Below are 24884 nucleotides of genomic sequence, written 5' to 3' on the forward strand. Positions count from 1 at the left end.
GATGCGTGTACCCGCTTCGGGCGGGATGCGTTGATTAAAGCGCTCGGTGCAGCGGGTAGATGGCGCGTTGGTTGTCGGGCATCGCCACGATATGACATTCGACGCGGTAGGTCTCGCGGAGCCTGTCGGCGGTCAAGGTTTGCGCGGTGGCGCCGAATGCCGCGGTAGCGCCTTGGTCCAGCAGCAGGACTTTGTCCGCATAGCGACTGACCTGATTCAGGTCGTGCAGGATCATCAAGGTGACGATGCCGTGCGTGCGCGTATAGTCGCGGACGTATTCGAGCAAATGCAGCTGATTGTTCAAATCCAGCGCCGACGTGGGCTCATCGAGCAGCAGCAATCGCGGCTCCCGAACCAAGGCCAGCGCAAGCGCCACCATTTGCCGTTGCCCCCCGGACAGGTTGCCGGGTTTCGATTCGGCCAAGGACTCGAGCTTCAATGCCTGTAATACGCGCTCCGCGCGGGCGAGGTGCGATGCCGGCGTGGCCAAGGAGTGATGCCCGATCGTGCCCGCGGTCTGCCCATTCTGAACCAGCAATAGCAGTTCGAATACCGACATTTGCACGTCGCCATGCGCCAACGACTGCGCGACATAGCCGATCAACGCACTGCGCGCGTAAGGCGGCATTTTGTCCAGGGTCTGGCCATCCAGCACGATGTCGCCCTGTGCCTTCAAGAGCCCGGCAAGCGCGCGAATCAGCGTTGTTTTACCCGCCCCGTTGCGGCCGAGTACCGCAATACATTCTCCCGGAGCCGCGTCGAAGCCGACATCGTGGACGATTCGTTTGCGTCCGATGGACACATTGACATTGCGGATCTGCAAGCCGGCAAGCGGCATCTCATTACGGGCCACGTTTGCAACGGTGCTCATCGCATACCTCGTTTCTTGAGCCACAGAATCTGCGCCAAGAAAAATGGCACGCCCAACAACGAGGTGACCATGCCGATGGGTAGCACGCCTCCCGGCAGAATCATCTTGCTGGCGATGGAAGCCAGCGTCATCACCAGCATGCCGCATGCGGCGGTCATCGGCAGGGAAAAACGTTGGTCCTCGCCGACGAGCAAACGCGAAATGTGCGGTGCGACCAGACCCACAAAGCCGACGACGCCGATGGTGGCGGTGATGCCGCTTGCAAGCAAGGCCGCGGCAAACAACATCAGGAAGCGGGTCCGTGGGACATTGACGCCGAGGGTGGCAGCCTGATCGCCGAAGCTGCGCAGCGTGGTGATGGTGCGGCTGTTCAGCAGTACCAGGGGCAACAGAACGATGATCACGCCGAAGTTCAAGCCGACCTTCAGCCAGCTCGATTTCAGCAGCGAGCCCATCAGCCAGAACACCAGCGTTTGCAATTGGTCGGCATCGGAGAAGTACTGCATCATGCCGAGCGCGGATGCAAAGACGAAGTGAATCGCGATGCCCAGCAATGTGACGGTCTCGATCCCCAGACCGTTGCTGCGGGCAAAGACGCTGATGAAGAGTACCGTCAATAGCGCAAATACGAACGCGTTCAGCGAGACGAACATATCCGGCGGCAACCAAGGCATCAGGCTGGCCAGCGAGGCTTGGAAGACGATGGCGATCGCGGCGCCACAGCCTGCGGCCGACGATATGCCGATGGTGAAGGGTTCGGCCAGTGGGTTTTGCAGCGACGTCTGCATCAACGCGCCGGCGAGACCGAGGCCGATGCCCGACAGCGCGGCGGTGAAGGTGATCGGCATCCGGATATCGTGGAGGATCACGCGTGTACCGATATCGACTTCCGAAGGGTGAAGCAGGCCCATCAGGACTTGTTGCAGCGTAAGCGTACCCGAGCCGATGGCCAGGTCCGCCAGAATGGCACAGACCCCCAATCCCGTGACGATCAACAACAGCAGCAGGCGACGGGCGATACCGCGCCGATAACGCGCCGCCAGGACGCCCGAGGCGATGCCGTCGCCGTCAGTGGCATAGCCGGACAAGGTGCGCTCGTTGGGCGCGCCGCGCTCCTGCGCGGAAAACAGCATGCGCGTGCTCGACAGATCGGCCGCGCTGTTATGTGGGGAGGGGGTATCGGGCATTTATTGCTTCGCGGGCGCCTTGGCTTCCAGAATCAAAGGTTCGGCCGGGATCGTCGTGAATTTCGACATGATCGTGTTCCAATCGGCGGTCGGATCGAGCTGCGCGAATTGCTTCGGATAGAGGATCTTTGCGAGATATTCGATCCCGACGATGTTGTAGGCGTGATTGTAGAACAGGTGGTAGATCCCGTAGATCTGGCCGTCCATGGCCGCCTTCGTCTGCATGAAGCCAGGACGCGCTTCCAGCTTGGCGAATGCCGCGTCCACCTCTGCTTGCGTACCGCCATAGCCGAAGGGCAGCGCGATCGACGTGCTGTTCTTGCCGAAGCGCTTGCCGGTCATGATGTACACGTCGGGCTTCGCGCCGATCACGCTTTCCATCGACACGCTACCGGACGGCGTATGCAGCAGTTCCGCGCCGATATTGACGGCCTTGACCGACTTCAGCAACTGACCGTATCCCACGGTGGCGTGGGTAAAGCAGCAATCCGGCCCGGAGAAGCCGGCCTTCGCTTCGACGAATACGCGCGGGCGCGGCGTCGTGATGGCGGCAATCGTTTGCTCGACGTGTTGCAGATGCTGGTTGTAGAAGTCGACGTATTCGTTCGCTTCCTTTTCCCGGTTCAGAACCTTACCGAGCAGGGTGACGCTTTCGGCCGTATGTCCCACCGGATCCACTTCGGAGTCGACAAAGACGATCGGGATGTGAAGCTGCGCCATGCGGGCGAACACACCGCTTTGCTCGAAAGCCGATTTGGCGCGTAATTGCGCGATGATCAACTGCGGTTGTTTCGAGATGATTGTTTCGAGATTGACGTTCCCTTGGTCCGAGAAGTTCATGTCCGGAACTTTCGCTGCGTCCGGCCAACGCGTCGTCATCGTTTTCCACAGATCCGGATCGCCGTTCTTGATCAGATTGTTCCAGGTCACCAAGCGTTTGAATGGGTCGGCGCGATCCAGCAAAGCCATGGTCAGGATGTCGCGGCCATCCTGAATTACCACACGTTGGGGTTCTTGATCGATGGTGACCTTCCGGCCCGCTGTATCGGTAACCGTGACCGGATACTGCGTTGCGTGCGCGGACACGCTGGACAAGGCCAATGCCAGCGAGGTGGCGGCCATCATGGCAACGACGAATCTCTTCACTTCGGTTCCTTTAAAGCGGGGCGGTGCCGAGTATCTCGGCACCGACATACGCAATGCTTGCGCAATGCTTGTTGTGGCAGGCAACCATGTTAAACCATAATAAGAATGATTCCCATTGCCTATGGTCTTCGAGGAGAGAGGCGCGACGTTTCCGGGGTGCGGCATATCGTCGCAAAGACTTGTTTGGAAGGCTTTTGTCATGCACTTGTAATTGGCGAGCGAGTTTGGCGCGGGCGGATGGCCTGACGGAATGGGATGGTCGAGCATGGATCGGTGCACGGCCATGGTTCCCCATTGCCGGATGTCGTCCCGAAATTACCTATTTTTTGGGATAGTCAAACGTCGGTTTCTGGCGTTCAATGCAATAACGCTGGCGTGACGGGTGCAGCCTATTCTGGGATGTCCGTGCTGGAAACGACCTGCGAGTGGCGCAAAGGTTTGTGTGTGTGGTTGCGCTCGACGCGCGGCGTTCCCTTCTGTCGCTCTCTCCACTGCTTGTTCCACGCCAGAAGCCTGTGTCCGAGTTATCTGTTTTGCGGATCGAATCCGTGCTGCCGTCTCCGCTGTTGCTTGTGGAAGACGATCCAGCGATGCGGGAACGCCAGAAGCATATCCTCCACCGTCTGGGTTATCGCGACGATGCGCTGCTCTTCGCCGGGACGATTGCCGAAGCGCGCGCCTTATTACAAGAAGAGCCGGTCGCGATGGCCTTGGTGGATGTCGGCTTGCCGGATGGTAGCGGTATCGATCTGATTGCCGAAATGCACGCGGGCGATCCTTCTTTGCCGATTCTGGTGGTCTCGTCATGGAGCACGGAGACGATCATCGTCGCCGCCTTGCAGGCAGGGGCGACTGGCTATTTATTGAAAGAACGCGACGACGTCGAAATCGTGATGAGCATCCGCAGCGCGTTGCGTGGCGGCGCGCCGATCGATCCCTTTGTTGCGCGGCATATCCTGCATTTGTTCGGGCAGAAGACCGAGCGCCTTGCGGTCGGCGTGGGGGAGACCGAGCGCCGCGCCGAGCCGGTGCGGCCGGCGTTGGAAATGCCGATGTCGAAAGCACCAGCGTCGGAAGCGGAAGGGCCGTTGTGCTTTCACGATGCGCTTGGGTCGATCGACGGGACGCTGGCGCTGCGTCCGGATGCGTTAGCGACGCCGGTCGTTAATTACGCGGCTGTCGCGGCTGCCGTGGTTGCGTCGACCGAACGGGCATCGGTGTTGAGCAAACGGGAGCGACAGATCCTTGGCGCAGTGGGGGAAGGATTATCGAATCGTGAAATCGCCGATCGGCTGGCGTTGTCGAAATTGACGGTCGAGTGCCACATAAAGAACATTTACAAGAAACTCGCCGTCACTTCGCGCGTCGCCGCGCTGCTCAAAGCAGGCTTGATTCAAAAGGAGAATTTCGAATGCTGACTAGGCAGAGAAATTCTCTATCCAAAATATATCCAAAATTCATCCAAAACTAGGATACTTTGAGCTTCACTTCAGACCACTCGGCGCCGCGTGAATCGCGATACATATCTGCCATCTGAGACGTCTTATGGCCTAAGAGTGCCTGGGTGAAATCCTTCCCGTGAAGGTCCGTGTAAAGGCGCGATGACAGCGATCGGATCTCATGGAACGTCGGCACCGTTTTGCCTTCCTCGCAGACGTAGCCGGCTTCGGTGATGAAATTCTTGAAGTAATACGACAGTGTCGCCGGATGCGGGGCATCTCCGGCTTTCGAGGAGCCAGTGTTGCGCGAGAGATGGATGAGGCGCTTGCTCAGAACGTTGTCTTGGCAGCGCTTAAATGCATCCTGCAAGGTCATATCGATCGCTGGCATGTATAGGTCGAGAGGGATCTTCACCTTGACGCCCGTCTTCTGCTGCTCGTTCCACCAAAAGCCGTCCCGGATCGCGGGTTTCTCCAAAAGCTGGATGTCGCCCACCCGCTGTCCCGAGATGAGCGCGATGTTCATGGCATTGACGAACCAGGACTGGCGTGGATCCCGCGATGCGAGTTCTCGCACCTTTAGGAAATATTCGAGCGTCAGGCGCGATCGCGACACGACGTAATGCGGCAACTTCGTCGATTCCACAGGATTTTGACCTGGCTTCAGAAGCCCCTCGTTGATCGCCTCCCGAAACAGTTGCTTTGCCCGTCCGCGGACTCGTGATGGCAACGTTTTGCCGCGCGCTGTCGCGGCGCGGAGCATTTCGACAATGTCCCGCGCCTCGACCATGATCACGAGCTTAGATCCGATCGCCGCATTGATGAAGGCCACTTCAGCTTCCATGTTGCGCAGGACAGCCTTGCCGGCGGATTTCTTGCGGTGCGGTTCCATATACTCATCGATCCACGCCGAAACGGTCTTCTGCTTTGACTCGATCCGTCCCAGTAGTGTTGGCGACACCGCTTCGAGCGCCAACTGAGCGTTGACCGCCTTCGCTTGCAGCGACGCATCTTTTAGATCGCGGCCGAGGCCGTATGTCTTCCCGGTAACGGGATGCCTGTACCAAAAATAGCCGAGGCTGTTTTGGTACAGGTTTGCAGGCCACCCGCGCTTGCGGGCGTCACGGCGTCTAGCGGCCACTGAGAATCCTCTCGCGGCGCTCGGCCACTGGATCGATGAATCGGGCATCCTCCTGAACGAAAAATTTCAGGCCCATGCGCACCGGATGCGGGCTGATTTTGCCCGCGTGAGTCCAGTTACGCAGGGTGTTGGGGTGCGGAGCGTGCTCGCCCATCAGGCTTTTCGCCCACTCTGCGATCGGAACAAGTTTCACGCGTGTCATCATCCCCTCCTAAGCCGCCACATGCTGGCGGTCTTTCTCAAAATTGATTCGAGTGCTTCTTGCGTTTTCATTCGGGTACCAAGTTGCAGCGGCGACTATTGGTGCGGATTTGGTTCGCTACAGCTTCTCCGATGAGCGGTAAGTCACTCTCGCGCCAGTACGTTCCTATGCCGGTTGATGCGAGGGGGCTAACCCCGCAAGACTGCAGGAATTTAACCGAGCAGTTGACGCCGAGACGCTTGCAAACGTCGCTGGTGCTGAGAGTCCCTTCTGCATACAGCGCCTTCATGGTGTCACCCGCCGGAACGCTACGACCCAAACCCACGGATTCGCGTCCCATCCATGACCTCGGTCCGCGTTGAGGGAGTCCCACAGCGCGCGGTACCAGTCGAGCGGCCAGTTTTCTTCTTCCGGGCATCCTTCCGCCCAAGCGTTGCCATTAGTGCACTGTTGCAACTGCTCCGCTCGCACGTCAGTAACTTCGAGCGTGATTCGCGAGAGCGCGCGGGGCATGTGGATCGACGGCTTCCACGTGATGGCTTCCGCCGGCGGCACGTTCTCGTAGTGCGCGGGCACGCACGCCGGATAGTCGGCGCGGTAGAAGGTCGGGCCAGGATCCAAGAGAACTGGCTGCGCCCATGTCTCCCGCACCCACAGCCGCTGGCCGGTCGCGTAAGGACAGCAACTCGCTCGAGCGCCATTGGTGGAAGCGTCAGCGACGCTGGCAGCCTTGATCACGCGCCGCGTCTGCGTCTTGCGTCCGTCAAGAATGGCGCGCACCATAGCGCGTGAAAATAAAATCGGATGTTCTTTCATGATCAAATGGCATGTTTTTCCGCAATTGGCTTTGATGTTAATCGCCGCTTTGGTCTATCTTTTCTTTGCCCACTATCCAACGGACAGTTCAAGTTGGGCGTCCTGGGTCCAAGCCTTTTTTGCACCGATCGCTATTGGTATCGCTGTAGGTGTCCCTGCTTGGCAGCAAGCGCAGAAGCGGAACGACGAGAGATTGGCGAAGGCTGAGCAAGTTGGCATTATTTCCGAGATTGTAAAAGCCGGACTTGAGGCCGCGAACGAGCTTGTCGATTCCTATACCAACGTAATCAATGCGTCGGAAATGGTGACATTTCGAGTTCATCTTCCGCGAGTGAAAAACCTGGTTTCGGAGTTCTCGAAAATCCACCTTCACGAGCTGCCGACAAAAGAAGTTGTGAAAATATGCATCCGAGCACGTCATCACATGGAAAATCTGTACGCAGAAATTGAAAGCGCGGAAGAAGCCCGAACGCGCGACGGTTTGCTGATCACAGAAATTCCAACGGATGGCCTCGTTACCGTTATTCACCATCTCAAATTTGATCTCAAGCAGTTCGAGAACGAAGCGCGGACGATCAAAGAATGGGAGTAGAAAGGCGCCGGGATCGTCGTATGTACCGGCGTGCATCACTTGCCCCACTTTGCTTTGAAATTGGCGATAAAGTCAGTCGGGAACTCCGACACCCATCCGCAGCGGCACTCAAATTGTTGGCCATTCCACGACGTACGCGGCCAACTGTAGGGGCACCGGTCCTTCCCGCAGTAAGGGGAATACCCTTCGCGGGTCATTAGGTTGTTGCGTACGAGGCTCATGACCCTTCACCCCCGATCGGCTTGCCCAACTCCGTTGAAGCATCTCGCAACGCCGCATTCAACGTCGCCATCTCGTCGTTGCTGCCGCCTTTGTCTGGGTGTGCTGAGCTGGCGCGGCGCCGATACGCTGCGCGCACGACAGCCATGTCGTGGCAGTCGGGAGGCACCCCGAACACATCACGCCAACTGGGTGCAGTGGCGCCGGGCAGCGCGGTGAAGCCAGTGAAGGCGCGCTCAAGGATCCTGGCGCCGCCGTGGCGCTCGATCGACCGCATGGCATCGAGCGTCGCAGCGATTGCCGCGAGGTTGTCTGCGACCTTGATGTAATGATCGATCGCGATCACGCGCCGCGCGCCGGTACGCTCCTGCCAATACACCGCGGCGCCGGAATCAGCCGGCTCGCGCTCGCCAGAGCGGGGCAGACCGTCCAATCGCGTGCGCACGTTGGTTGACACGATCACGTCCTGCCGGTCAATGCCGAAGCGCTGCAACTCCGCGAGCACGCGCTGCACGCCGTCGGTTACCGTCAACGACTGCGTGGACGAATACGCGCCACCTCGTGTCTTACGGCCGAATCGACCGGGTATCCGCTTGTAGTCGAAGGTGCGCTTCCAGCCTTCTGGCCAGGATAGTGGATATGCGTTCATGCTACAGCTCCCGGAAACCCATCGTGCGTCGTACCGTCGAGCGTGCGGCCGGCAGCTTTCTTCCCGACGCGGCGCACCGTCGCGCCATCCGGGAAGTAGAAGTGCTCACCGGGGCCGGCAATCTCGCTGACGGACACCCATTCGCCGTTTTGCTTGAAAAGGAACGGCACGCCGGCGGCAGAGCACTGATCGCGGATCGCGCGCGCCCAGCCCGGGTGCATCGGGCGCGCGTTGGCCCCGCTCTCGCCGCCGACGATGACCCAGTCGATGCCGCTCTGAATCATCCAAGGTTGGCAAATCATGCCGCCGCCGCCTTGAGCGAGATCCGGTCCGGGCATAGGGCGTTCCAGGTCGACAGGTCCCAGCAACGGCTCCATCGACAGGAACCGCACGCGCGCCGGCACGGCCAGCAGCTTCGGGATGTCGCGATCGGCTTCCGCCTGGTTGACGATCGTGGCGCCAAGCCAGACGTTGTCGGGCAGCCAAGACGAGCCAAAGTGGTCGAAATCCATTCGATCACCATGGGCCTCGCGCACCATGCTCCGCACATTTCCGATGCGCTTCGTCAGGAGGAGCCAGTCGAGATTCGGCGTCTGTTCGATAAGGTCGAGCAGGTCGGCACGCCAGAATGGCGGGACCTCGTTATCGAACACGTCGGCCAGACTGGCGCAGAACACGCGCTGCCGGCGCTGATGCTGCGCGTAGAAGAGACCCGCGTTCCGGTTCCACGCCAGCGGCTTGCGCCAGTTGGCGACAGACGTTCGCCGACGTGGGGCGCCCGGCCCCCAATTAACTGCAGTGCCGCCCGCGTACCGCGCGTTGCGCGTCTCTGCGTAGCAGTGGTCGCATCCGGGGCCAACCTTCTGGCATCCTTCCCAGGGGTTGAACGTGTGGTCACACCATTCGATTTTGCTGTTCTCGCTCATGCCGGCACCCCCGTTCGGGTCATCCCATCGTTTGCATACCGCGCATTCAACAGGGCGAGCGCCTGTTTTCCGACCGGCTCCGGCTTGATCCGATTTGCCGGGCGCGCGATGACCTCCGCCTTGATGCGCGCCCAGTTCTCCCGAGTACTCAGGACGCATGCGCCCGGGTAATCGAACCACCGCGCCGGCGACTGCACTCCCAGCCCTGCGATCAGCGAGGCAGGCACGGCTACGTTGTCTCCGTCGTTGTAATAGTCGAGTCTGGCTATGACCTGTTCAGCGGTATAGCGTCCGGCCCGGTCGATGACAGCGGTATAGCCCGAGTTGTTTGGTCGCCAGAGCGTGATGAAGTGCCGCTCTTTGATCGAATCTTTCACGCAGACGATGATGTATTCGCTCATTGCATTGCTCCATACGCGTTTGGCAGCGTCAACGCCATCGCCACCGGTCGCACCCATATCGCCTGCGAGCTCAGCATGAAAGTCTCGCCGGACCAGGCCAGCAGCAGTGTCGTGTACATCGTGTCGGCGACCGCTTGCGCCGCGTCGGACGGCACGGCGTTGCCGATTCGTTCACGCCAATCCTGATCGGATAGGCCGTCCAGTTCCAGTTGCTCTTCCGGGTCGACCAGACTTTGCAACGCGGCCAGCTCGAGCGTTGTGAAAGGGCGGTGCCAAGTGCCGTCGCGCGCGATGATGCGGCAGATCAGCTTGTCGCCGGCAGCGGGCAAAGCGGCGAGACCATTTTGCGGATCTGCGCAAATTGGTGCCTCGCGTGGATCTGCCACCGACCAACGACCGTTGTCATGCCCGGCCGCCGCCGACACCGCGCCCGCCGGCGCGTCCCAATCGCACACGCCATAGTGGCCGGCGGTCAAGTAGGCGTCGCCACGGGTACGCACGAGATTCGGGCGGGGATCGGCGATCGACATCGAGCCGTTCGACGGTAACGACTCCCCCGCGACAGTGCCGGCCGTGGCATCCCACGACAGAACGCCGAATCCGGAGTGCGTCGTCTTGCCTGTACGAGGATCCGCAACGCTGAGTGCGCCGCTGCCGAAGCGCGCACCCGTGACCGTCTTGGAAGGCTGTTCGAACCCGGTGACAGCCAGTTTGCTGCCGTGCGCCGAATCGGGCCAATCCGTCCGCGGGTCCGCTACCGAGAAAGCCCCGTTGGCATTGCCGGCGATGACGGTGCGCGAGGCGTCATCCCACGGCGTCACGTGATACTTTCCGTGCAGCTCGGAAGGTTCCTTGCCTCCACGCGGGTCCGCTACGCACTGCCCGGTACCGTGCGCGCTCGTCACCGCCATAGCGGCATCGGCCCACGGCACGATGCGATATTCGTTGCTGTGCTTTGCCGGTCCAGTGTGGCGCGGGTCTGCGATCGAATACTTGCCGCCGCCCGGCGCCGATTGGCCGCTCACCGTGCCCATCGACTTATCCCACTCGAGCACACCATACTGGGAGTACTCCGCGGCGTCGGCAGCTCCGCGCGGATCCGCGATCGCAAAGGCGCCCGTGCTCGGCGTGCCGCGGCCGGTAACCGTCCCGGTTGGCTGATCCCAGCGTCGCACGCCGCAGTAGCCGCGGTGATAGTCGCTGGTCGGTACGATGGCAAAGTCGGTCAGCACGCCGTCGGCCACGCGCAGCGACTGCAGCGAGCGCCAGTCCTTGCCCGCTTCGACAAACGCCAAGCGCACCCACGTTTTCCATTGCAGCGACGGGACGCGGTGCATCGGGCCGCCGGCCAGGTCACCCGGCAGAGGCATACGGCCCAGCACGGCGCTTACCGGCTGCAGGCGTTTCTTTTCCGGCTCATACAGGAAGGGCGGTACTTTTTCGATATGCCGCGCCACGAGAAGGAAACGCTTCCGGGATTGCGCGAGACCGCCTAGTTCGCCACAGTCGTGCGTCGTCTCGCGAACGACATATCCGTAGCGCTCGAGGAGAGCGATGATCTGGTCGAGCAGGTGCCGGCCGCGCGTCGCAATCCGCGGCACGTTTTCGAAGATCAGAAGCTCGGCCGGATCGTTGACGAACGCTTCGAGGGCCAGCCAGATCCCACGCAGCGTCAGGCGGTTGAGCGCCTGGTATTTGTCGGTCTTGCTGCGCGTTTCGGACAACAGGCCGGAGAAGCCCTTGCACGGCGCCGACAGGAACCAGACGTGCGGTCGCTCGTTGCCGAGACCGCGCCGGATATCCGCCGGCGTCGCTTCACGCCAGCCTGCCGGTGGTTCCTTCCCATGGAAGGCGATGTACTGCGAGCGGTCCATCAGGTCGATTACGGTACCGCGCACGCCGGACAGTTTTTCGAAGTCTGCGATTGCGCGCGGGTCGATGTCGAAGCCGCCAATGCAGCGCGGACGTGCTTCCATGGTGCCGACGCGGGCGCGACCTTTGTTGAAGCCCTTGGCGCCGCCGCCCAGGCCGCAGAAGAGGTGCGCGTGACGGATCTCCATCGGGATGGGGTTGATGTGTGCTGTCATGCCTTGCCACCTTCGTGATAGTTGCCATCGACGCGCGCCAAGTACTCGCGCATCATCGCGACCATGTCCTCGCGCCGGCCGTTGCTGATGTAGTTCACACGGCCGCCGCCGATTTGACCGAAATTGGCAGTAAGCAGCACAAAACCTACGTTTGGCCCCAGCGTCTGGGATAGCGCGTGGGCGAGCGCTTGCATCAATTCGTCTTGGTTCAAACCGCACCTCGCTTGGCGATCTTCAGGATGGCTCGCATATCGTCAATCGAAAGCGCGACTGACGATTGATAGTCCATTTGCACCTCGGCTACCGTTTTGCCGATGCCGAAGTGTTCCCAGGATTCGACCAATGCCTCCAACCGTTCAACGACTGGGTCGGGCGCGTTCGCTCCAGTAGTCACAGCAACAGGCGAATCGGCCGTGTGAATGAAGAGCGCGGCCCCAATTGGCACTTCCGACTCCGGCCAAAGTTTCCCGGTCATGCCTTGCACGTGCTTGTTATTAAAGCTCCCAGCGTTGCCGACAAAGTGATACGCGGCGTTTCCAGCAGCGGCAGGCGAATCCGCTCCAGCAGGGGCGCGAGCATTACATTCCGGCGAATTGATATGGCTCGATGCCACACATGTGCTATCGCAACCCATGGCGCATTGCGGTGGCTGTGCAAGGGCAGCGCTGGGTGCGATTTCAAATACACCGAACCCGCTCGCCTGCAATTCCTTGAGTAGGCCCAGCCCACGATCGATGCTATCGCCTGCATTAACGGCGATAGCGGCTACGCACGCGCCGCCTAAACGGCTGGCAGCGACGTTCCCTGGCTGATGGTGGTACGTATAGGCGCGATACGTGTCGCGCGAATCGTAAGCGGAGCCATAGGTGCCAAGTTTTCGATTAAACGTCAGCATCGCCACCGGCTTCGCCTCGCTCTGCGCAGGGACGACGCTGGGCATTGACATCTGCCAATCCAGTTCACGATGACTTTTAGCAATCATTTTTCCGCCAACAGAGATTGCCATCAAATCGTCGGCGCGTTTATCGGGCGCAGCAAACCACATCATCGCTCCAGATGGAATTATTTGACCGAACAATTCAGGCTCTGCCGTCGACTTAGCCTCGCTCTGCGCGAGCGCGGCAAGAGCGGAATCGCAAAGGTCAGCGATCATGCCGCGCATGTGCGTCACTTGGTCGTCGCGGTCCCAGCGCGGGTATCGCGGCCCGACAACGAGCGCCTTGATGCGATCCAGCGCTTCCCGCATAGCATCGTTACTCATGGTGCATCTCCATCTGTGCAACGAGTCGATCGATCTCGATGCGTGTCGGCAATTTCAGTTTTGGCATCGTGACGAAGCGGTACTGATATCCTCGGTCGTCCTCGACGACCCGCTGTTCAAGGCCGGCCGGATGTAATTGCGGATCTTCGCCGAAGATGCCGCGCAGATACTCAGTCAACGCGCCGGCCGTGGGCTCGGCTATTTCGGGAATTGGTTGCCATTCCGTGCAGACCATTTCGGTCCAGCACTGGCGAAACTCGACGTGGTGCGTAGGCACAGCGGCCTTTTCCCGCGGCCAGCTTCTGCAAATGGGGATCCCGCACTGGTCGTGAATGAACCAGCACCAGGTGACTTCTTCAAGGCGAAGGAAATCAGACAGGACGGCGGATTCACGCGCTTCACGGATTGGCAACCGCATGCGCGCGGCGTGCGCCTCGTCGATAAGCGCTCGGCGCTCGTCTACACGCATGACCGAAATGACGAAACGATCGTCGTTACTCATGACCATCCCCATTGCTCGCAGCAGCGATAGCGTTCTTGCGATATACGATTGATCCGACTGGCATCGCATTGCCAGAGAAAGTAGCCATCGTGAATCCGCCATCAGTCCCTGGCATTGCAGCAACGGTGCCGACAGCCTCGTATCTGACGTCATCCCCCGCAGCGGCGGATAGGGCGGCACGGGCGTTCCAGGCGTCCTTCGCGTGTGTGAGCACATCCGTTGCGTGACATTCTTCGTTCGAGTTATGGAACCACCATTCTTTCGCCCAAGCCTCAAACGCTGCATCTTCATCCGTCACCGCCTGCGCATCGGGGAGGATGGGAGTAACGAGTTGCGCGATAGCGCGGTTTGCGATCTCGACGGTCGCGTCGATACAATCGACGGGCAAGTCGATCCCGTGCGCGTCGCAAATCAGCACAACACCTGCGTAGTCGATTTTCTCGAAGTCACTCATGCGGCACCACCGTTCAGGTCCGCATAGAGGGCGATGTTGAATACCTCGCCAACGAATTCGCTAGCATGGGGCCCGCTCAACGGAATGCCGCCACTGAAACGGCCAGGCGAGCAAACCATGTTCACCGCGGTGGCCGGCATCCCCTTTCCGATATCAAGTTGCTTTTGCGATGTCCATGCGACGGGCGTCTTCTTGCCGGTCGCCGGTCCAGCGATCGACGAGCGCTTCCAATAGAGCATCGCGCAATAGATACCAACATCGCGCGGATCTCCTTTCTCGACATGCTCGCGCAGGAAGTAAGAGAGATCATCCGTCGGGCATTCTTCCCATCCGGAACGACCTTTGGCTCGCGACTCAGCCATTTTTGCTCTCAGCGCCCTTGCAAAAGAATCTATAGCTATGTCGTCCGGATGTATCTCGCTTTGCACGGGAGCCTCAGGTCCGCCAATTACTGAATGCTCGTAATCACCGCGCCCAAGCGTTCCTGCGTAGGTTGAGTAATCAACCTCCTCCCAAGCGTCAGTGCCCTTTTTTCGATAGCGGAAATGCCATATGTATCCCGTCCGCGCTTCAAAAAGGCCTAAGGCACTCGTTGGTATGGGGGCAGCATTGCGCTCGGCCTGCATCCGCTTGATCGTTTCGTAATTCTCGACTCGCAGGCGCTCGGCTGTTTCGTACATCGCTTTGTAGTCGATCAAAGGCGCGACGCCAGCGGCACGCCGCGCAGCCGTGTAGATCATCCAAGCGCCCTGTATGTCGAAGTCTTCATAGGCTTCGCCGTTGCGGGTCAGATTAGGCGCCACGTATCGGGCAGATAGACCTTTCTCGAAGGCGGCGCGTTCGTCGACAACCGGCTGTGTGGTGGACACAGAAGTCGCAAGCGAGACAACAAAATCCCGCAGCGCATCGCGCGCCGGCAGAATCTCGGTGTTGCCATCCTTCGTCGTCCAGGCGAGCACAACGTTTTCGTAGGCTTCGAGGAGAGCGGAGAACTGCTCCATGGTTTCTTGATTACACACGGTCAAACTCCTTGGTGGGCCGGCCGCCGCAGCCGCGCCCCTTGTAGTCGAAGCCGGGGCAGCCGGCGTGCTTGCAGGGCATGCGGCACTCGGCGCTGCACGGGATCACCTTGCGACGCTTGGCTTTCTCGATCGCCAGATGGGCTCGCGCTTCCGCAGGAGACAACGCGACGCCATTTCCGTCGCGCAGCATCCCCTCGTAATCGCGTGGGTACGCGGCGTTCCGGGTGAAGCCGTCGATGTTGAAGTTCAGGCTGAAAGTGCGGGATGTCACTTAGCACCTCCGATCGACGTTGACAGTTCGTCCGGCACCTCGTCGCCGTAATGGCTGGCAACCTTGGCGCGCATCGCGGCGAGCAGGGGCGTTTCGCCACGGCCGCGCCCGACGCCGCCGCCCGTTCTCAAGGTGATCTGCATTTCGTTCGGTGGCAGCGTTCGCGTGCGAGCGGACACGGTGGCAGACCAATCGTCATGGCGTTTCCAGCCGTGGTTCGGACCGCCGTAGTAGTGCGCGTCGTGCGGCGGCGACAAATAGATCTGGTCGCGCTCGATAATTGGACCGCCATATTCCCATTCACTCGAAAATGGCGTGACTTTCGCGGTCATAGTTGCAAATGCGGGTGAATTTCCTTCGCATCGCGATACCCAATAATCAAGCACTGCACCCGTCAACTCAGAGACTTTCATCACAGCGCACTCCATTCCGCTCCGCGCTTCATCTTCCCGTGCGGCACGAGCACCAAGACGCTGTCCTCCTTGCCGGACTTGATCAAGGCTTTGGCACGGCGCTGAGCACTGTCGAGGGCCGTATGGCGACGCGCGGGAGCGGTGCTCCCCATCGTGACGTACAGCGGCGGCAGCGCCGGGCACGCGTTCGTCAGATCGTCGATGCGACGCTCCAGATCGGCATTGTTGGCGCGCAGCCTCTCCAGTCGGGCCATGACAGTGCGTGCCGCTTCGATGCAGTCCGCCACTGTCGTCGGCGACGGAGCTGCATGACCGAGAATGTTGAGCAATGGAGCCAAGTCGCCGGCCGCCATCAAAGGCTCGACATCTGGCGACGGCATAAATTCAGCGTCGACCACGTCGTCAATGCCGGCGGACCACGGCGCAACATCTGTCGGCGGCAGATCGACGGGATGGAAGTCCGGATCCGTATCGAGCGCTGTTGCTACCGCAAGGCTCTTTTCCGGCGCCTTTCGAGTCAGCCAGTACATGTATTCATTGCCGCCGCCGGCGCGCTTTGCACGCTCCACCACGCCGTCGGCGATCATGCGGTTCAGCTCACGCGAGACTTCGAGATCGGGCATACCGATCGCCTTGGCGATGTTCTTCGCCGGCGACTCGTCGACGACGCTCAAGTGGCTTTCAATCAGTTCCTTCACAGTTCGGTGCTCCAGGTCTCGAAGTCGATGCGGATGAGGTGGATGGCGCGGACGCCTTACGCCGGCACTGCTTGATGCGCCTGGATGCCGCGATACACGACCTTGCACGCGGCGATATCGACTGCGGCGTTGTGCGCGCCTTCGAGCTTCTTGCCCGAGAAGAACTCGTATGCCTCGCCGAGGTTCGGCGACTTCGCGTGAAAACGCTTCGCCGCTTTCATCTTTTCCGTCGGCGGGAGGTTGATGATCTTGGTCGACTTGGTCTGTGTGCAGAAAGCGGGGCCGGACTTCCACTGGTCATGGAATGGATCATCGCGGTCCAACTGCCGGAACATTTCGATGCGGATCATGCGTGCATCGAAATTCTCGTTGTGCGCGATCCGAATTACGGCGCGCTGCCACATCGGAATGAAGACCTTGAGCGCGTCAGCGATCGGGATCCCAAAACGCGTCGCGCGTTCCATCGTGATCCCGGTCAGCTGCTGGAGATCCTCCGGGATAGTCCAGCCTTCCGGCTTGATCAGGAAATCCATGTAGGAGAGGACGTCGCCGGTATCTTCGTCGAACAGCTCGGCTGCAAGCTGCGTCACGTGCGGTTGGCCAGGGCCGTCGGACGGCGATTTGAAGTCGGGGAGACCATTGGTCTCTACATCGAACACGATCAAGGGTTTCATCTAAGTGTTTTCCAGGTTTGAAGTTAAGCGGTGGCTACTGCGTCGGCATGAACAATCACACCTTCTTGGATCCAGTACCCGCTGATTTGCAGCCATTGGCTGCGGTCCGGTTCGTTCAGTACGGCGGGCACGGCTTTGAGGGTTCCGCAGAGAATCGCGCACTCGATATCGTTGAATTCGGCCAGTTCGTCCAGCCACTCCAGGAGGTCGCCGCGGGATTCGAGATCAAGCACATCGACACGATCGAGCGTCACCATGCCGAGCTTGGAGAGGTGAGCGATTGCAACGGCGATCATCGCGTCCACACGCCACTTCTCGGATTCCGAGAGGAGGGCGTATGGCCTGTCATCGGAGGTGATGGCCATATCCTTTTCGATCGTGACCGGCAGGAAGCCGCTCGACTTCGAATAGGCGCTCAGATGGGCGTTGATCGGCTTCAATGCCTGCTCGAGCATCTTTCCCGGAATGCCGTCCGGAGCGAGCTGTTCGGCGATGAGCAGCCACGCCGCAACGTCGCTATGGTGCTTTGCGGCATCCTTCGTCTTCTGGTCAGCGACGTCCGCCTTGACCTTGTCCTGGTTCAGCGCATTCAGTGTTGTGAGCAGCTCGGTACGCTGACGGCGCGCCGCCTCCAGCGACTTCTCGATCGCATCGACCTCGTCTTGGGTAATCTTCTCGACGTCGCCTTGCAGTTCAAGCGCGGCGACAGCGGCTTCAGCGGAAGCGAGATCGCGCTTCGAATTGGCTACTGCGCGTTGCATCAGGTCGCGGGCCGAAGTCAGTTCGGGCAATTGCTCGCGCGCCTGGTTGTCGCCGGCGGCGCCCGGCTGGCCGTATTGCTTAACGTAGGCGAGGTATGCCTCGTCGGCCTGGCCGACGCCATCGATATCGTTCCACTCGGTAACGTCGCCTTCGGCGCCTAGGCCAGTGACGCCATCCGAATTGTTGGACAGCGCGATGAAGGTGAGCAGGCCAGCGGCGAGGTCGTGCACGAGACCCACGCGCGGGGCGGCACCGGCGCGCTGCGTGGCGTCCATCAGTGCAGACTCGGCCTTCGCCAAGTGCTGCTCGTCGGTTTCCAGCTTCGCGCGGCACCGCACGACGTGTGCTGCGGCCTCGGCGCCACCGGACGATTGCGCCTGCCATTTGGAGTACGCGGCCGCTTTCTGCTCGGCGACGCCGAGTTCCTTGTTGCGCTCACCGATGCGTTCGTCGCAGCTGGCCAGATCCACCTTGGTCGCGTCCAGCTTACGCGCGTCGAACAGCGGCGCATCCGCTTCCCAGCCTTCGGCCTTCTTCTCGCCGTACGTCTCGCCGGTCACCGTGCGCCACGACGTTTTCGATTCCTTCGCGCGTTCCTTGGCGTAGTCGCAAGCGGCCGGAAATCCCGAGCGGAGCAGGGGAACCACGCCCTCGATCAGCTTTTCGTCGGCACCGGCATCCAGCAGCTGCTTGCGGACGCCGTCGGCCGTGCCAGACAGCCCGGTCAGGTTGAACAGGAACGTGCGGCGCGTCGCGGCGTCGGACCGCGAAAACGTCGATGCGTCGAGCACATAGGGCAGCGCGTCCATGTTGATCGCCAAGCCTTCCCACTTCGTATCGGACGGCGTGATCACGAGCGATGCATAGCCATGGTCCGTGCCGAGCGCGACGCTTGCGCGCTTTTCGCCGTCAGCGATGAGCGCGCCGTGCGTCTTTTTTGTGGTGACACGTTCGACATCGCCCGTTAGCGCCGCGCGCACCGCTTCCTGCAGGCTGCTCTTGCCGGCGCCGTTGAGGCCGGCGAAGAGAGCGATCGGCGTCTCGAGGGTGAGATTGATGTCACGCGCGCCGACGAAATTCTTGATGCGAATGTGCTGGATTTTCATGGCTTGGCTTATGTGGTGGGCACCGAACGACTGGTAGATTCACGCGCCGCAGCGCTTCATACCTGGGTGAGTCGGGGCGCCCGTTGAACTGGTTACTCGACGAGGTCCATCTGGCGTTTCTTGCGAGTACGCTTCGGCTTCTCCGGCTCGGACGGTGCGTATCCGTCGTTGCTGTCGCCGCCGTTGTAGGATGCGTCGTCCGGATCCTCGGGATCGTCGCCGCCGTCCGGATCGAGCGTCACGTAGACTTCTTCGCCGAGGAACGTCGCCAGGTGGGCGACTTGTTCTTCGGTCGGGTGGGTCTGAACCCGATATCCGACGACACACGTGCCGCCTTCTTTGGGTTCGATCTCGAATTTGCCGATCTTCGCGAGACCAAAGACGGTGTCGTTCCGGTCGTCAATGCCGTGGTGCACGACGTAGCGCGCCTGCGGATATTCGACTTCCCACTTCACCTTTTTGATCTGCGGATTCTTGATCTGCGTCAGGTGATCGGGCATATCGACGACTTCGTAGTTCCGACTGGAGTCGTCGCGCTGATACAGCGACGCCTTCAGCGTCGGCGAGAATTCAGCTAGTTCGTCGTTGCTGATCTCGACGGTGAACTTCAGGTCGCAGGCCAGGACGAGCTCGTCGCCGTGGTTTTCCTTACGAGCGTTGAAGCCAGCCATTTTTGCGCGACGACGTTGCAGTGAGAACATGCGTAGATCCTCCGGAGAAGTGGGTGACGGTTACTCGACGGCGGGGCGGTTGCCGCGGGCGCGCTGTGGTCGTTCCTGCTGCTTGGTGGCAGTTTCGATGTCGAACTTTCGATCGTTTGCGATGCCATAAAGGGCGTCTTGATCGTCGGGGCCAAAGGCGCCGATGAAGGGAGCGATCACATCCAGCTCAGCGACGCTCTTGGCTTTTTCAAGCGCATTCGCGATCTCGTCGTAGCTCGAATCTGCAGTGATTGCGGGACCGGCCGATGTCGGAGCCTGCGCCGGAATGCCACCCGCCTGGGCTTGCGCCTCTCCACTGGGGGTATCCGTTTGCGACTGCGGTGCCTGCGTCTCGTCCGCCGGCGCTGCCTGGTGCTCGACGTCGGTCGCATCAGCTGGTCGACGGGTGGAGCGTGCACGCGCGCCGGCAGCGACCGGTTCGCGCAGCCGATCAATGTCAACGGCAAGGGACCCGTCGGGCAGCGTCTCCGCGTCGATGGTGTCGTGCAGCTCTTCGCTCGTGCGACCCATGCCCATGACGACGTCCGGTGCGTGGATGTTCCCGAAGAAGGAACCAGCGCGGTATGTCAGCATCAAGTCCTTCATGGACGTCTGCCACTTGCTGCCCGGCTTGCTGTACCAGCCTTCCTCGACTGCCATCAGCATGCTTACCGGTGGACCCTCGACAATTTCAGATGTGGCGCGGCCGCGTTCCATGACATAGGCCCACGCGACGCATTCGATATCGTTGATGTCGATTTCTTTCTCGATCATGTCGTACTTGCGGTTCTGCTTGTTCCACTGCCCCTTTTCCTTGTACTTTGCCTTGATGCGGCCTTTGTGCGTCATCCGGAAACGCAAGGGAGAGAACCGCCCAGACGCATTGATCGCGGCGATCTTGTACTGCGCGGACCAGGTCAGGCGACCCTCGATCACATGGGCGTTTTGCATCACGGCCGTGATCGACATGCGGACAGCCATCGCGGTCTCGATCGCAACGAGGCAGTTGCCCATTGCAGCCGGATTCTCGACCTCCACGTCTTCGTAGTTGTCGCCTACCTTCTGGCGTTTGGTGATGACCGAGCGGAAAGGCATCGGCACCGCATTGGACGTCATGTAAGCGCGGGCCAGGCGCTGCGCCAGTTCGAAGCCGGCAGCGCTGAACATGTTGATCGTTAGATCCGATGCGCTGGATCCGCGCGCCGGCGGCTGAGCGACGTCTTGCAGGGTGCGAGTTTGAGCGGGTGCGTTCATGACTTATGAATGAAAGAGACACGTGGACCAGCGAGCGCAGTACTTGGGGCTGCACAGCGGACTGGACGGATTTGGCGGGAACATCCCGGCACGAAACATCTCGGCTGCGTACTGAATCAGGCCGCGCTGCTCGCCGTCGCCGAGCATCACCGTGCGTGCGTCGAAGACGTGGCTGACGCCTACCGGCGCCGCCGCCGTCGTGCCAAGTCCGATGATTTGCGAGCCGACCGTCGGCTCCTTGGCCGTGTTCTCGTACATCAACTGGTAGGTGCCGAGCTGCGGCGCGCGGGCCTTCGTGCTCACGCCATCTTTGTTGACCACAGCGCGGCCGGTCTTGACGTCCGGAATCACGACGCCATCGTCGGTCGCGGCAACGCGCGCCCGGTCCATCGTCCCCGTAAGCGTTACCGTCGTGCCGCCGCCGCAGTCGATGACCAACGGTTCGAGCGCCATTTCCACGGCGATGAAATCGAACTGAGGCGCGATCGTCGTGCAATACCGTGACACCAGCGTCAGGCCGATGCGTTCGGCTTCCTGCAACTTCAAGTCGTCTTGCTTGTAGTCGACGTCGTATTCCGGGGTGCGCAGCGACTCCACGAAAGCGTCGGCCGCGTCGTCCGGGAGAATCGGCGCCTGTTGCAAGCGCGCCTGATCGAATGCAGCGGTGCCAGCGTGGACGGCCGTGCCTAGCAGCGCACGCAGACCAGCCGCTTTGCGGTGCTTGAGCAGGTGTTCCCATTCGAACTTGTGCGCGCAGTCGAAAAAGCCGCCCCATGCCGACGCGCGGATCGTGATGTTGCTCATTACGCATCTCCTTGCTGAGACGCACGGTGGATAGCAGCGTCAGCCGCGGCGCGCTCCATCAGTACCGGGATGCCCAGGCCGAGGATCGTGCCGATCGCGCCGATGGCGATGCCGATCAGGACGGCGGCGGCTACGGTCGTGCGACTGGCGCGCGCGGCGCGGCCCGTTGAACGAGATGGAATGGCGCTCATGCCGTCACCGCCTTGCGTGCCTCGACCGCCGCGACCACGCGCTCACACATCGCAACGTCGAACCACGCCACATGGCAATGCCCAACCGGCGTGATGCCCAGCGCGCCGGCCAACCACGCATATGCGTCGTCCTGCGTCATTTCGCCGGACTCCCACAGCGGCGCGAAAGCACCCTTGGCCCGCTTGCGCGCAGCGCGCGTCGCCTTATTCGCGAGCGTGCCCAGCGGAATATCGGTGCGCGGATGAATGCCGACGTAGCTGTCGCAAGTCCGGTTCGCGCACAGATACGCGTACGGCCAGCGGCCATACGGCTTGCCGTAGATCGCGCGGTTCTCCACCAGTTCGACGCGGCCGCTGCAGTTCGGGCACTTGGCCGGTACCGGCAGCGGATCCTTTACACGGGCGATCGCCTTTGGGCACGGATTGCTCGGCGTGATCTTCGGGCGCTTGGATTGGCTCGGGCGCATCACTGGAGGCTCCCGACCGACACGTATGCGAACGCTCCGCGAACCTTGCGCGGCAGGTAGAAGCGCCCGATTTGCACGCGCGGCGTCTTGCCGTCGGCGTAGCGGCGGGCCTTCACGAGCTCGGCGCGGTTGCGGCAGACCGTGTGATGCATCTCAGCAGCGATGCGCTCGGCGGGCGGCAGCTTCACGCTGGTGACGACGTGGCGTAGGTCCATATTTCTCGACGGTGTTTGCATGGCGTACTCCTCAGATGAAAAGGGCGATGAGTCCGACGAAAACGGTGGAGGCACTCCCGCACATCGTCTGGAAAAGAAGGAAATCGACGCGATCCATGGCGCTCAGTGGTCGCTCGCAAAATCGGAGTCGGGAACGATCACCACATCGCCAAGGATTTGGTGTGTGGTGCCGGGAGCGCAGACCTCGTGATAGAGACGCGTCGCTTCTTTGTTCGCCGGCAGACCCTTGCTGATGCCGAGGTCGTCGAGAAGCATTACGTGCTTGCGGTCGCGAAGCATGACGCTATCGAGCGGGCCGGCACCGATCAGGCGCTCAACCTCTGCGATGCTCACCGGGCCTGGCAGCGCACTTTCTTCGCCGGACGCCCTGATCAACTTGCGGATGGGTTCCATGGCCTGATCACCAGCTGCGAGTTGCGAGCTTGTGCGCTTGCTTCGCGCCAAAGTGCGGCACGTACTTGCTCCGCGACCTAGCGACCGGATGCGTCGCGATCTGGACACGGCCGCCTCGGAAATTGACGACGGTGAAGTCTTCGCGCTTCGCCAGGATCTCGGCGCGAGTGCGCTTTTGGTGTTTCTGTCCCATCTCGACCTCTCATCGCTGCGACGCGGGATTGCGTCTGCGTTGAGAGGATATTAGTAAACGCTAAACGATAAGTAAAGTGAAAACTAAACTTTTGTTTGTTTTGGTACGTTCCCAGTTGCCTTCGGCTTCGGGACGGCTGAGGGGTCTTTTTTACTTAAGCGGTATTTTTTTCTTATTGCTGACGCAGCAAGTAAACCACTGGAAGAACTTTCTTCGGTCTGGTACTGTATGTCTATACAGTATCTTGAAGACGCCGATCTTCTCCGGGAGGGAGCATGGCGCGTGACATCACCACAACATCAGGGCTACGGTTCCGACCAGGCGACATGGCGCGCATAGTCCATTCGCGTGATTCCACGCTTATTGGCGAAACCGTGGTGATTGAAGAATGGTGCGGGGAGTTCAGCCGATGGGGCGTCTGCCTAATGTCAGGCGCAATGCAAGGCGTGTCACTGCGGACCGGGAAGAAGATAACGACCAGTCGATACGCCTTTCGTGATTCGTCGCTTGTCCCACTCGCTGATGCAATGACTGGAACATCATCACAGACTGCTGCTAATCGCCTGCAGCCCGGTCCGTCGATGCCGGTGGACTCATGTGGCGCAGAAGCGTGCTGATAGCTGAGAACGCTTCCGGCGGGATCCCTACGTGATCCGCAGCCTTGATTTCTTCGATAAGCTGTTCGGCTTGCCCGCTCAGAATTCGCGCCGGTTCGGCCTTCAGAACCACAGCCTGACCATCATGGAAGTCACCGTCTAGATAGAGGTGACCCATACCGTAGGCGCGCTCGATGCGGCGCGCTGCCCGCTCCCCAAAGGACGCGGAACCACTGGCGAGTTGAGAAAAGTAACTTTTCTCTTTCTGAGGGGCCGAGTGCGTCTCGAGCCATTTCCTCAGCCGAGCGCGCCTGAATTCTTGAATTTCCATGACGAGAGTTTAGTGTCTTCTAAATTAGTAATCACTTGACCGACGGTTTAGTGATGACTAAACTCGGCGCATGGACATCAAAACCTACCTTGCTCAGGGCGGCCGAGGAGCGGCAAGCAAACTTGCTGCCGCACTTGGTGTGTCGCCCTCCTATCTGTCCCAGATGAGCGGCGGACAAGCTTCGATCTCGCCTGAGCGTTGCGTTGCATTCGAGAGTGCAACGCAGGGCGCTATCAAACGCCAAGATCTTCGGCCGAACGATTGGCACCTAATCTGGCCCGAGCTCGCCGGACAGGAGCCAGCCGCGGCGCCCGTCGGCGGGGAGGTGGCGTGATGGTGATCTCTCCTGAGTCAGGACTTCGGCAGGTACTGCGCGATCCAATGAATCCAATCGGACCCATGCGCCAGCGCGTACTCAATGCCCTTGGTCGCGACTTTCTCAACGGCTTTGGCGGGAAGCGCGCGAACGGCTTCCACCATCTTCGATTTTTTCTCCAGCGGAAGAGATGTGTCGGCTTCGATGTGCGCTTCGATCAATCCCTTAATGGTGTCCTCGTGCATCTTGATGGTCACAACGCCGAGGATCGCCGACAGACCTCCGTCGTCGGCAAGGAAATCGAGCCCAGACGCGGTGATTTTGATGTTGTAGGGGAGCGGTACTCCGGGCCCGATGTGTTGACGCTCTTTCATCAACAGCAATCCGTGTTCAGCGAGGTAGTTGAGATTGGCGTGAACGCTATCCATCGATTGCTCGCGTTCCAATTCCGCAATCGAGGCATCGGCAAACCGTGGGTATCGCTCTGCAGCTGTGGAAAGAATTGCTTTTTGTAAGTCGCGATCGAGCTTCATGGGAATCCCATAGCAGATAGTTTCGGACGG

At 60.5% G+C, this 24884-nt stretch carries 32 protein-coding genes; 3 read left to right on the forward strand and 29 right to left on the reverse strand.

Annotated features, from left to right (window positions below; translation table 11 throughout):
• Nucleotides 1-34: 34 nt before the first annotated feature.
• From ABEG21_RS26180 to ABEG21_RS26190, 3 genes are read right to left on the reverse strand one after another with little or no spacing between them, the layout of a single operon-like run.
• Complete coding sequence (locus ABEG21_RS26180; RefSeq protein ID WP_347558511.1) at nt 35-871, reverse strand: ABC transporter ATP-binding protein; 837 nt, start codon at nt 869-871, stop codon at nt 35-37.
• Nucleotides 868-2058, reverse strand: coding sequence for an iron ABC transporter permease (locus ABEG21_RS26185; RefSeq protein ID WP_347558512.1), 1191 nt, complete (start codon nt 2056-2058; stop codon nt 868-870). The genes ABEG21_RS26180 and ABEG21_RS26185 overlap by 4 nt, the downstream gene beginning before the upstream one ends.
• Nucleotides 2059-3204, reverse strand: coding sequence for an ABC transporter substrate-binding protein (locus ABEG21_RS26190; RefSeq protein WP_347558513.1), 1146 nt, complete (start codon nt 3202-3204; stop codon nt 2059-2061).
• Nucleotides 3205-3752: 548 nt separating this feature from the next.
• Here ABEG21_RS26190 and ABEG21_RS26195 point away from each other — a divergent pair.
• Nucleotides 3753-4622: a response regulator transcription factor gene (locus ABEG21_RS26195; RefSeq protein WP_347558514.1), complete on the forward strand. Its 870-nt coding sequence runs from the start codon at nt 3753-3755 to the stop codon at nt 4620-4622.
• 49 nt (nt 4623-4671) lie between these two features.
• Here ABEG21_RS26195 and ABEG21_RS26200 read toward each other — a convergent pair whose 3' ends face one another.
• From ABEG21_RS26200 to ABEG21_RS26210, 3 genes are all read right to left on the reverse strand, one after another.
• Entirely contained in the window at nt 4672-5784 is a 1113-nt protein-coding gene (locus tag ABEG21_RS26200) for a phage integrase Arm DNA-binding domain-containing protein (protein ID WP_347558515.1), read from the reverse strand.
• Nucleotides 5774-5989, reverse strand: coding sequence for an excisionase (locus tag ABEG21_RS26205; protein ID WP_347558516.1), 216 nt, complete (start codon nt 5987-5989; stop codon nt 5774-5776). The genes ABEG21_RS26200 and ABEG21_RS26205 overlap by 11 nt, the downstream gene beginning before the upstream one ends.
• Nucleotides 5990-6271: 282 nt before the next feature.
• A complete protein-coding gene (locus ABEG21_RS26210; RefSeq protein WP_347558517.1) occupies nt 6272-6802 on the reverse strand; it encodes a hypothetical protein in 531 nt (176 codons plus the stop codon).
• Here ABEG21_RS26210 and ABEG21_RS26215 point away from each other — a divergent pair.
• Nucleotides 6801-7394, forward strand: a complete 594-nt coding sequence (locus ABEG21_RS26215; RefSeq protein WP_347558518.1) for a hypothetical protein — start codon at nt 6801-6803, stop codon at nt 7392-7394. The genes ABEG21_RS26210 and ABEG21_RS26215 overlap by 2 nt on opposite strands.
• Nucleotides 7395-7611: 217 nt before the next feature.
• Here ABEG21_RS26215 and ABEG21_RS26220 read toward each other — a convergent pair whose 3' ends face one another.
• The 22 genes from ABEG21_RS26220 to ABEG21_RS26325 form a co-directional block, all read right to left on the reverse strand.
• The gene (locus tag ABEG21_RS26220; RefSeq protein ID WP_347558519.1) at nt 7612-8145 is read right to left on the reverse strand and encodes a J domain-containing protein; all 534 of its coding nucleotides are present in this window, start codon (nt 8143-8145) and stop codon (nt 7612-7614) included.
• A gap of 113 nt (nt 8146-8258) precedes the next feature.
• Nucleotides 8259-9188: a phage Gp37/Gp68 family protein gene (locus ABEG21_RS26225; protein WP_347558520.1), complete on the reverse strand. Its 930-nt coding sequence runs from the start codon at nt 9186-9188 to the stop codon at nt 8259-8261.
• On the reverse strand, nt 9185-9589 hold the full coding sequence (locus tag ABEG21_RS26230) for a hypothetical protein (protein WP_347558521.1): 405 nt from the start codon (nt 9587-9589) through the stop codon (nt 9185-9187). The genes ABEG21_RS26225 and ABEG21_RS26230 overlap by 4 nt, the downstream gene beginning before the upstream one ends.
• Nucleotides 9586-11676 carry a DNA cytosine methyltransferase gene (locus ABEG21_RS26235; RefSeq protein WP_347558522.1) on the reverse strand — a complete coding sequence of 697 codons (2091 nt, stop codon included), beginning with the start codon at nt 11674-11676 and terminating at the stop codon, nt 9586-9588. Before ABEG21_RS26235 ends, ABEG21_RS26230 begins: the two co-directional genes overlap by 4 nt.
• Nucleotides 11673-11888, reverse strand: coding sequence for a hypothetical protein (locus ABEG21_RS26240; protein ID WP_347558523.1), 216 nt, complete (start codon nt 11886-11888; stop codon nt 11673-11675). The genes ABEG21_RS26235 and ABEG21_RS26240 overlap by 4 nt, the downstream gene beginning before the upstream one ends.
• Nucleotides 11885-12937 (reverse strand): hypothetical protein, encoded by a 1053-nt coding sequence (locus tag ABEG21_RS26245; protein ID WP_347558524.1) that lies wholly within the window; start codon nt 12935-12937, stop codon nt 11885-11887. Before ABEG21_RS26245 ends, ABEG21_RS26240 begins: the two co-directional genes overlap by 4 nt.
• Entirely contained in the window at nt 12930-13439 is a 510-nt protein-coding gene (locus tag ABEG21_RS26250; protein WP_347558525.1) for a hypothetical protein, read from the reverse strand. Before ABEG21_RS26250 ends, ABEG21_RS26245 begins: the two co-directional genes overlap by 8 nt.
• Nucleotides 13432-13893 (reverse strand): hypothetical protein, encoded by a 462-nt coding sequence (locus tag ABEG21_RS26255; RefSeq protein ID WP_347558526.1) that lies wholly within the window; start codon nt 13891-13893, stop codon nt 13432-13434. Before ABEG21_RS26255 ends, ABEG21_RS26250 begins: the two co-directional genes overlap by 8 nt.
• The gene (locus ABEG21_RS26260; protein WP_347558527.1) at nt 13890-14912 is read right to left on the reverse strand and encodes a hypothetical protein; all 1023 of its coding nucleotides are present in this window, start codon (nt 14910-14912) and stop codon (nt 13890-13892) included. Before ABEG21_RS26260 ends, ABEG21_RS26255 begins: the two co-directional genes overlap by 4 nt.
• A complete protein-coding gene (locus ABEG21_RS26265; RefSeq protein ID WP_347558528.1) occupies nt 14905-15186 on the reverse strand; it encodes a hypothetical protein in 282 nt (93 codons plus the stop codon). Before ABEG21_RS26265 ends, ABEG21_RS26260 begins: the two co-directional genes overlap by 8 nt.
• Nucleotides 15183-15614 carry a phage protein NinX family protein gene (locus ABEG21_RS26270; RefSeq protein ID WP_347558529.1) on the reverse strand — a complete coding sequence of 144 codons (432 nt, stop codon included), beginning with the start codon at nt 15612-15614 and terminating at the stop codon, nt 15183-15185. Before ABEG21_RS26270 ends, ABEG21_RS26265 begins: the two co-directional genes overlap by 4 nt.
• Nucleotides 15599-16297, reverse strand: a complete 699-nt coding sequence (locus ABEG21_RS26275) for a 1-pyrroline-5-carboxylate dehydrogenase (RefSeq protein WP_347558530.1) — start codon at nt 16295-16297, stop codon at nt 15599-15601. The genes ABEG21_RS26270 and ABEG21_RS26275 overlap by 16 nt, the downstream gene beginning before the upstream one ends.
• 56 nt (nt 16298-16353) lie before the next feature.
• Complete coding sequence (locus tag ABEG21_RS26280) at nt 16354-16971, reverse strand: 3'-5' exonuclease (protein WP_347558531.1); 618 nt, start codon at nt 16969-16971, stop codon at nt 16354-16356.
• Nucleotides 16972-16994: 23 nt separating this feature from the next.
• Nucleotides 16995-18839 carry an AAA family ATPase gene (locus ABEG21_RS26285; protein WP_347558532.1) on the reverse strand — a complete coding sequence of 615 codons (1845 nt, stop codon included), beginning with the start codon at nt 18837-18839 and terminating at the stop codon, nt 16995-16997.
• 92 nt (nt 18840-18931) lie between these two features.
• Nucleotides 18932-19510: a hypothetical protein gene (locus tag ABEG21_RS26290; protein ID WP_347558533.1), complete on the reverse strand. Its 579-nt coding sequence runs from the start codon at nt 19508-19510 to the stop codon at nt 18932-18934.
• Nucleotides 19511-19570: 60 nt separating this feature from the next.
• Entirely contained in the window at nt 19571-20794 is a 1224-nt protein-coding gene (locus tag ABEG21_RS26295; RefSeq protein WP_347558534.1) for a hypothetical protein, read from the reverse strand.
• Nucleotides 20795-20797: 3 nt separating this feature from the next.
• Entirely contained in the window at nt 20798-21598 is an 801-nt protein-coding gene (locus tag ABEG21_RS26300; RefSeq protein ID WP_347558535.1) for a PD-(D/E)XK nuclease family protein, read from the reverse strand.
• Complete coding sequence (locus ABEG21_RS26305; RefSeq protein ID WP_347558536.1) at nt 21598-21789, reverse strand: hypothetical protein; 192 nt, start codon at nt 21787-21789, stop codon at nt 21598-21600. The genes ABEG21_RS26300 and ABEG21_RS26305 overlap by 1 nt, the downstream gene beginning before the upstream one ends.
• On the reverse strand, nt 21786-22256 hold the full coding sequence (locus ABEG21_RS26310; RefSeq protein ID WP_347558537.1) for a zinc-finger-containing protein: 471 nt from the start codon (nt 22254-22256) through the stop codon (nt 21786-21788). The genes ABEG21_RS26305 and ABEG21_RS26310 overlap by 4 nt, the downstream gene beginning before the upstream one ends.
• On the reverse strand, nt 22256-22492 hold the full coding sequence (locus tag ABEG21_RS26315) for a hypothetical protein (RefSeq protein WP_347558538.1): 237 nt from the start codon (nt 22490-22492) through the stop codon (nt 22256-22258). Before ABEG21_RS26315 ends, ABEG21_RS26310 begins: the two co-directional genes overlap by 1 nt.
• Nucleotides 22493-22594: 102 nt before the next feature.
• Nucleotides 22595-22885, reverse strand: coding sequence for a hypothetical protein (locus ABEG21_RS26320; RefSeq protein ID WP_347558539.1), 291 nt, complete (start codon nt 22883-22885; stop codon nt 22595-22597).
• A 748-nt stretch (nt 22886-23633) separates the two neighbouring features.
• Nucleotides 23634-24005, reverse strand: coding sequence for a hypothetical protein (locus ABEG21_RS26325; protein WP_347558540.1), 372 nt, complete (start codon nt 24003-24005; stop codon nt 23634-23636).
• A gap of 70 nt (nt 24006-24075) precedes the next feature.
• Between ABEG21_RS26325 and ABEG21_RS26330 the strand changes: the two genes are divergently transcribed.
• Nucleotides 24076-24339, forward strand: coding sequence for a YdaS family helix-turn-helix protein (locus ABEG21_RS26330; protein ID WP_347558541.1), 264 nt, complete (start codon nt 24076-24078; stop codon nt 24337-24339).
• A gap of 17 nt (nt 24340-24356) precedes the next feature.
• On the opposite strand, the gene ABEG21_RS26335 is transcribed toward ABEG21_RS26330, so the two are convergent.
• Entirely contained in the window at nt 24357-24854 is a 498-nt protein-coding gene (locus ABEG21_RS26335) for a hypothetical protein (protein ID WP_347558542.1), read from the reverse strand.
• Nucleotides 24855-24884 lie beyond the last annotated feature (30 nt).

The organism is Robbsia sp. KACC 23696, assembly GCF_039852015.1.
Taxonomy (GTDB): Bacteria; Pseudomonadota; Gammaproteobacteria; order Burkholderiales; family Burkholderiaceae; genus Robbsia.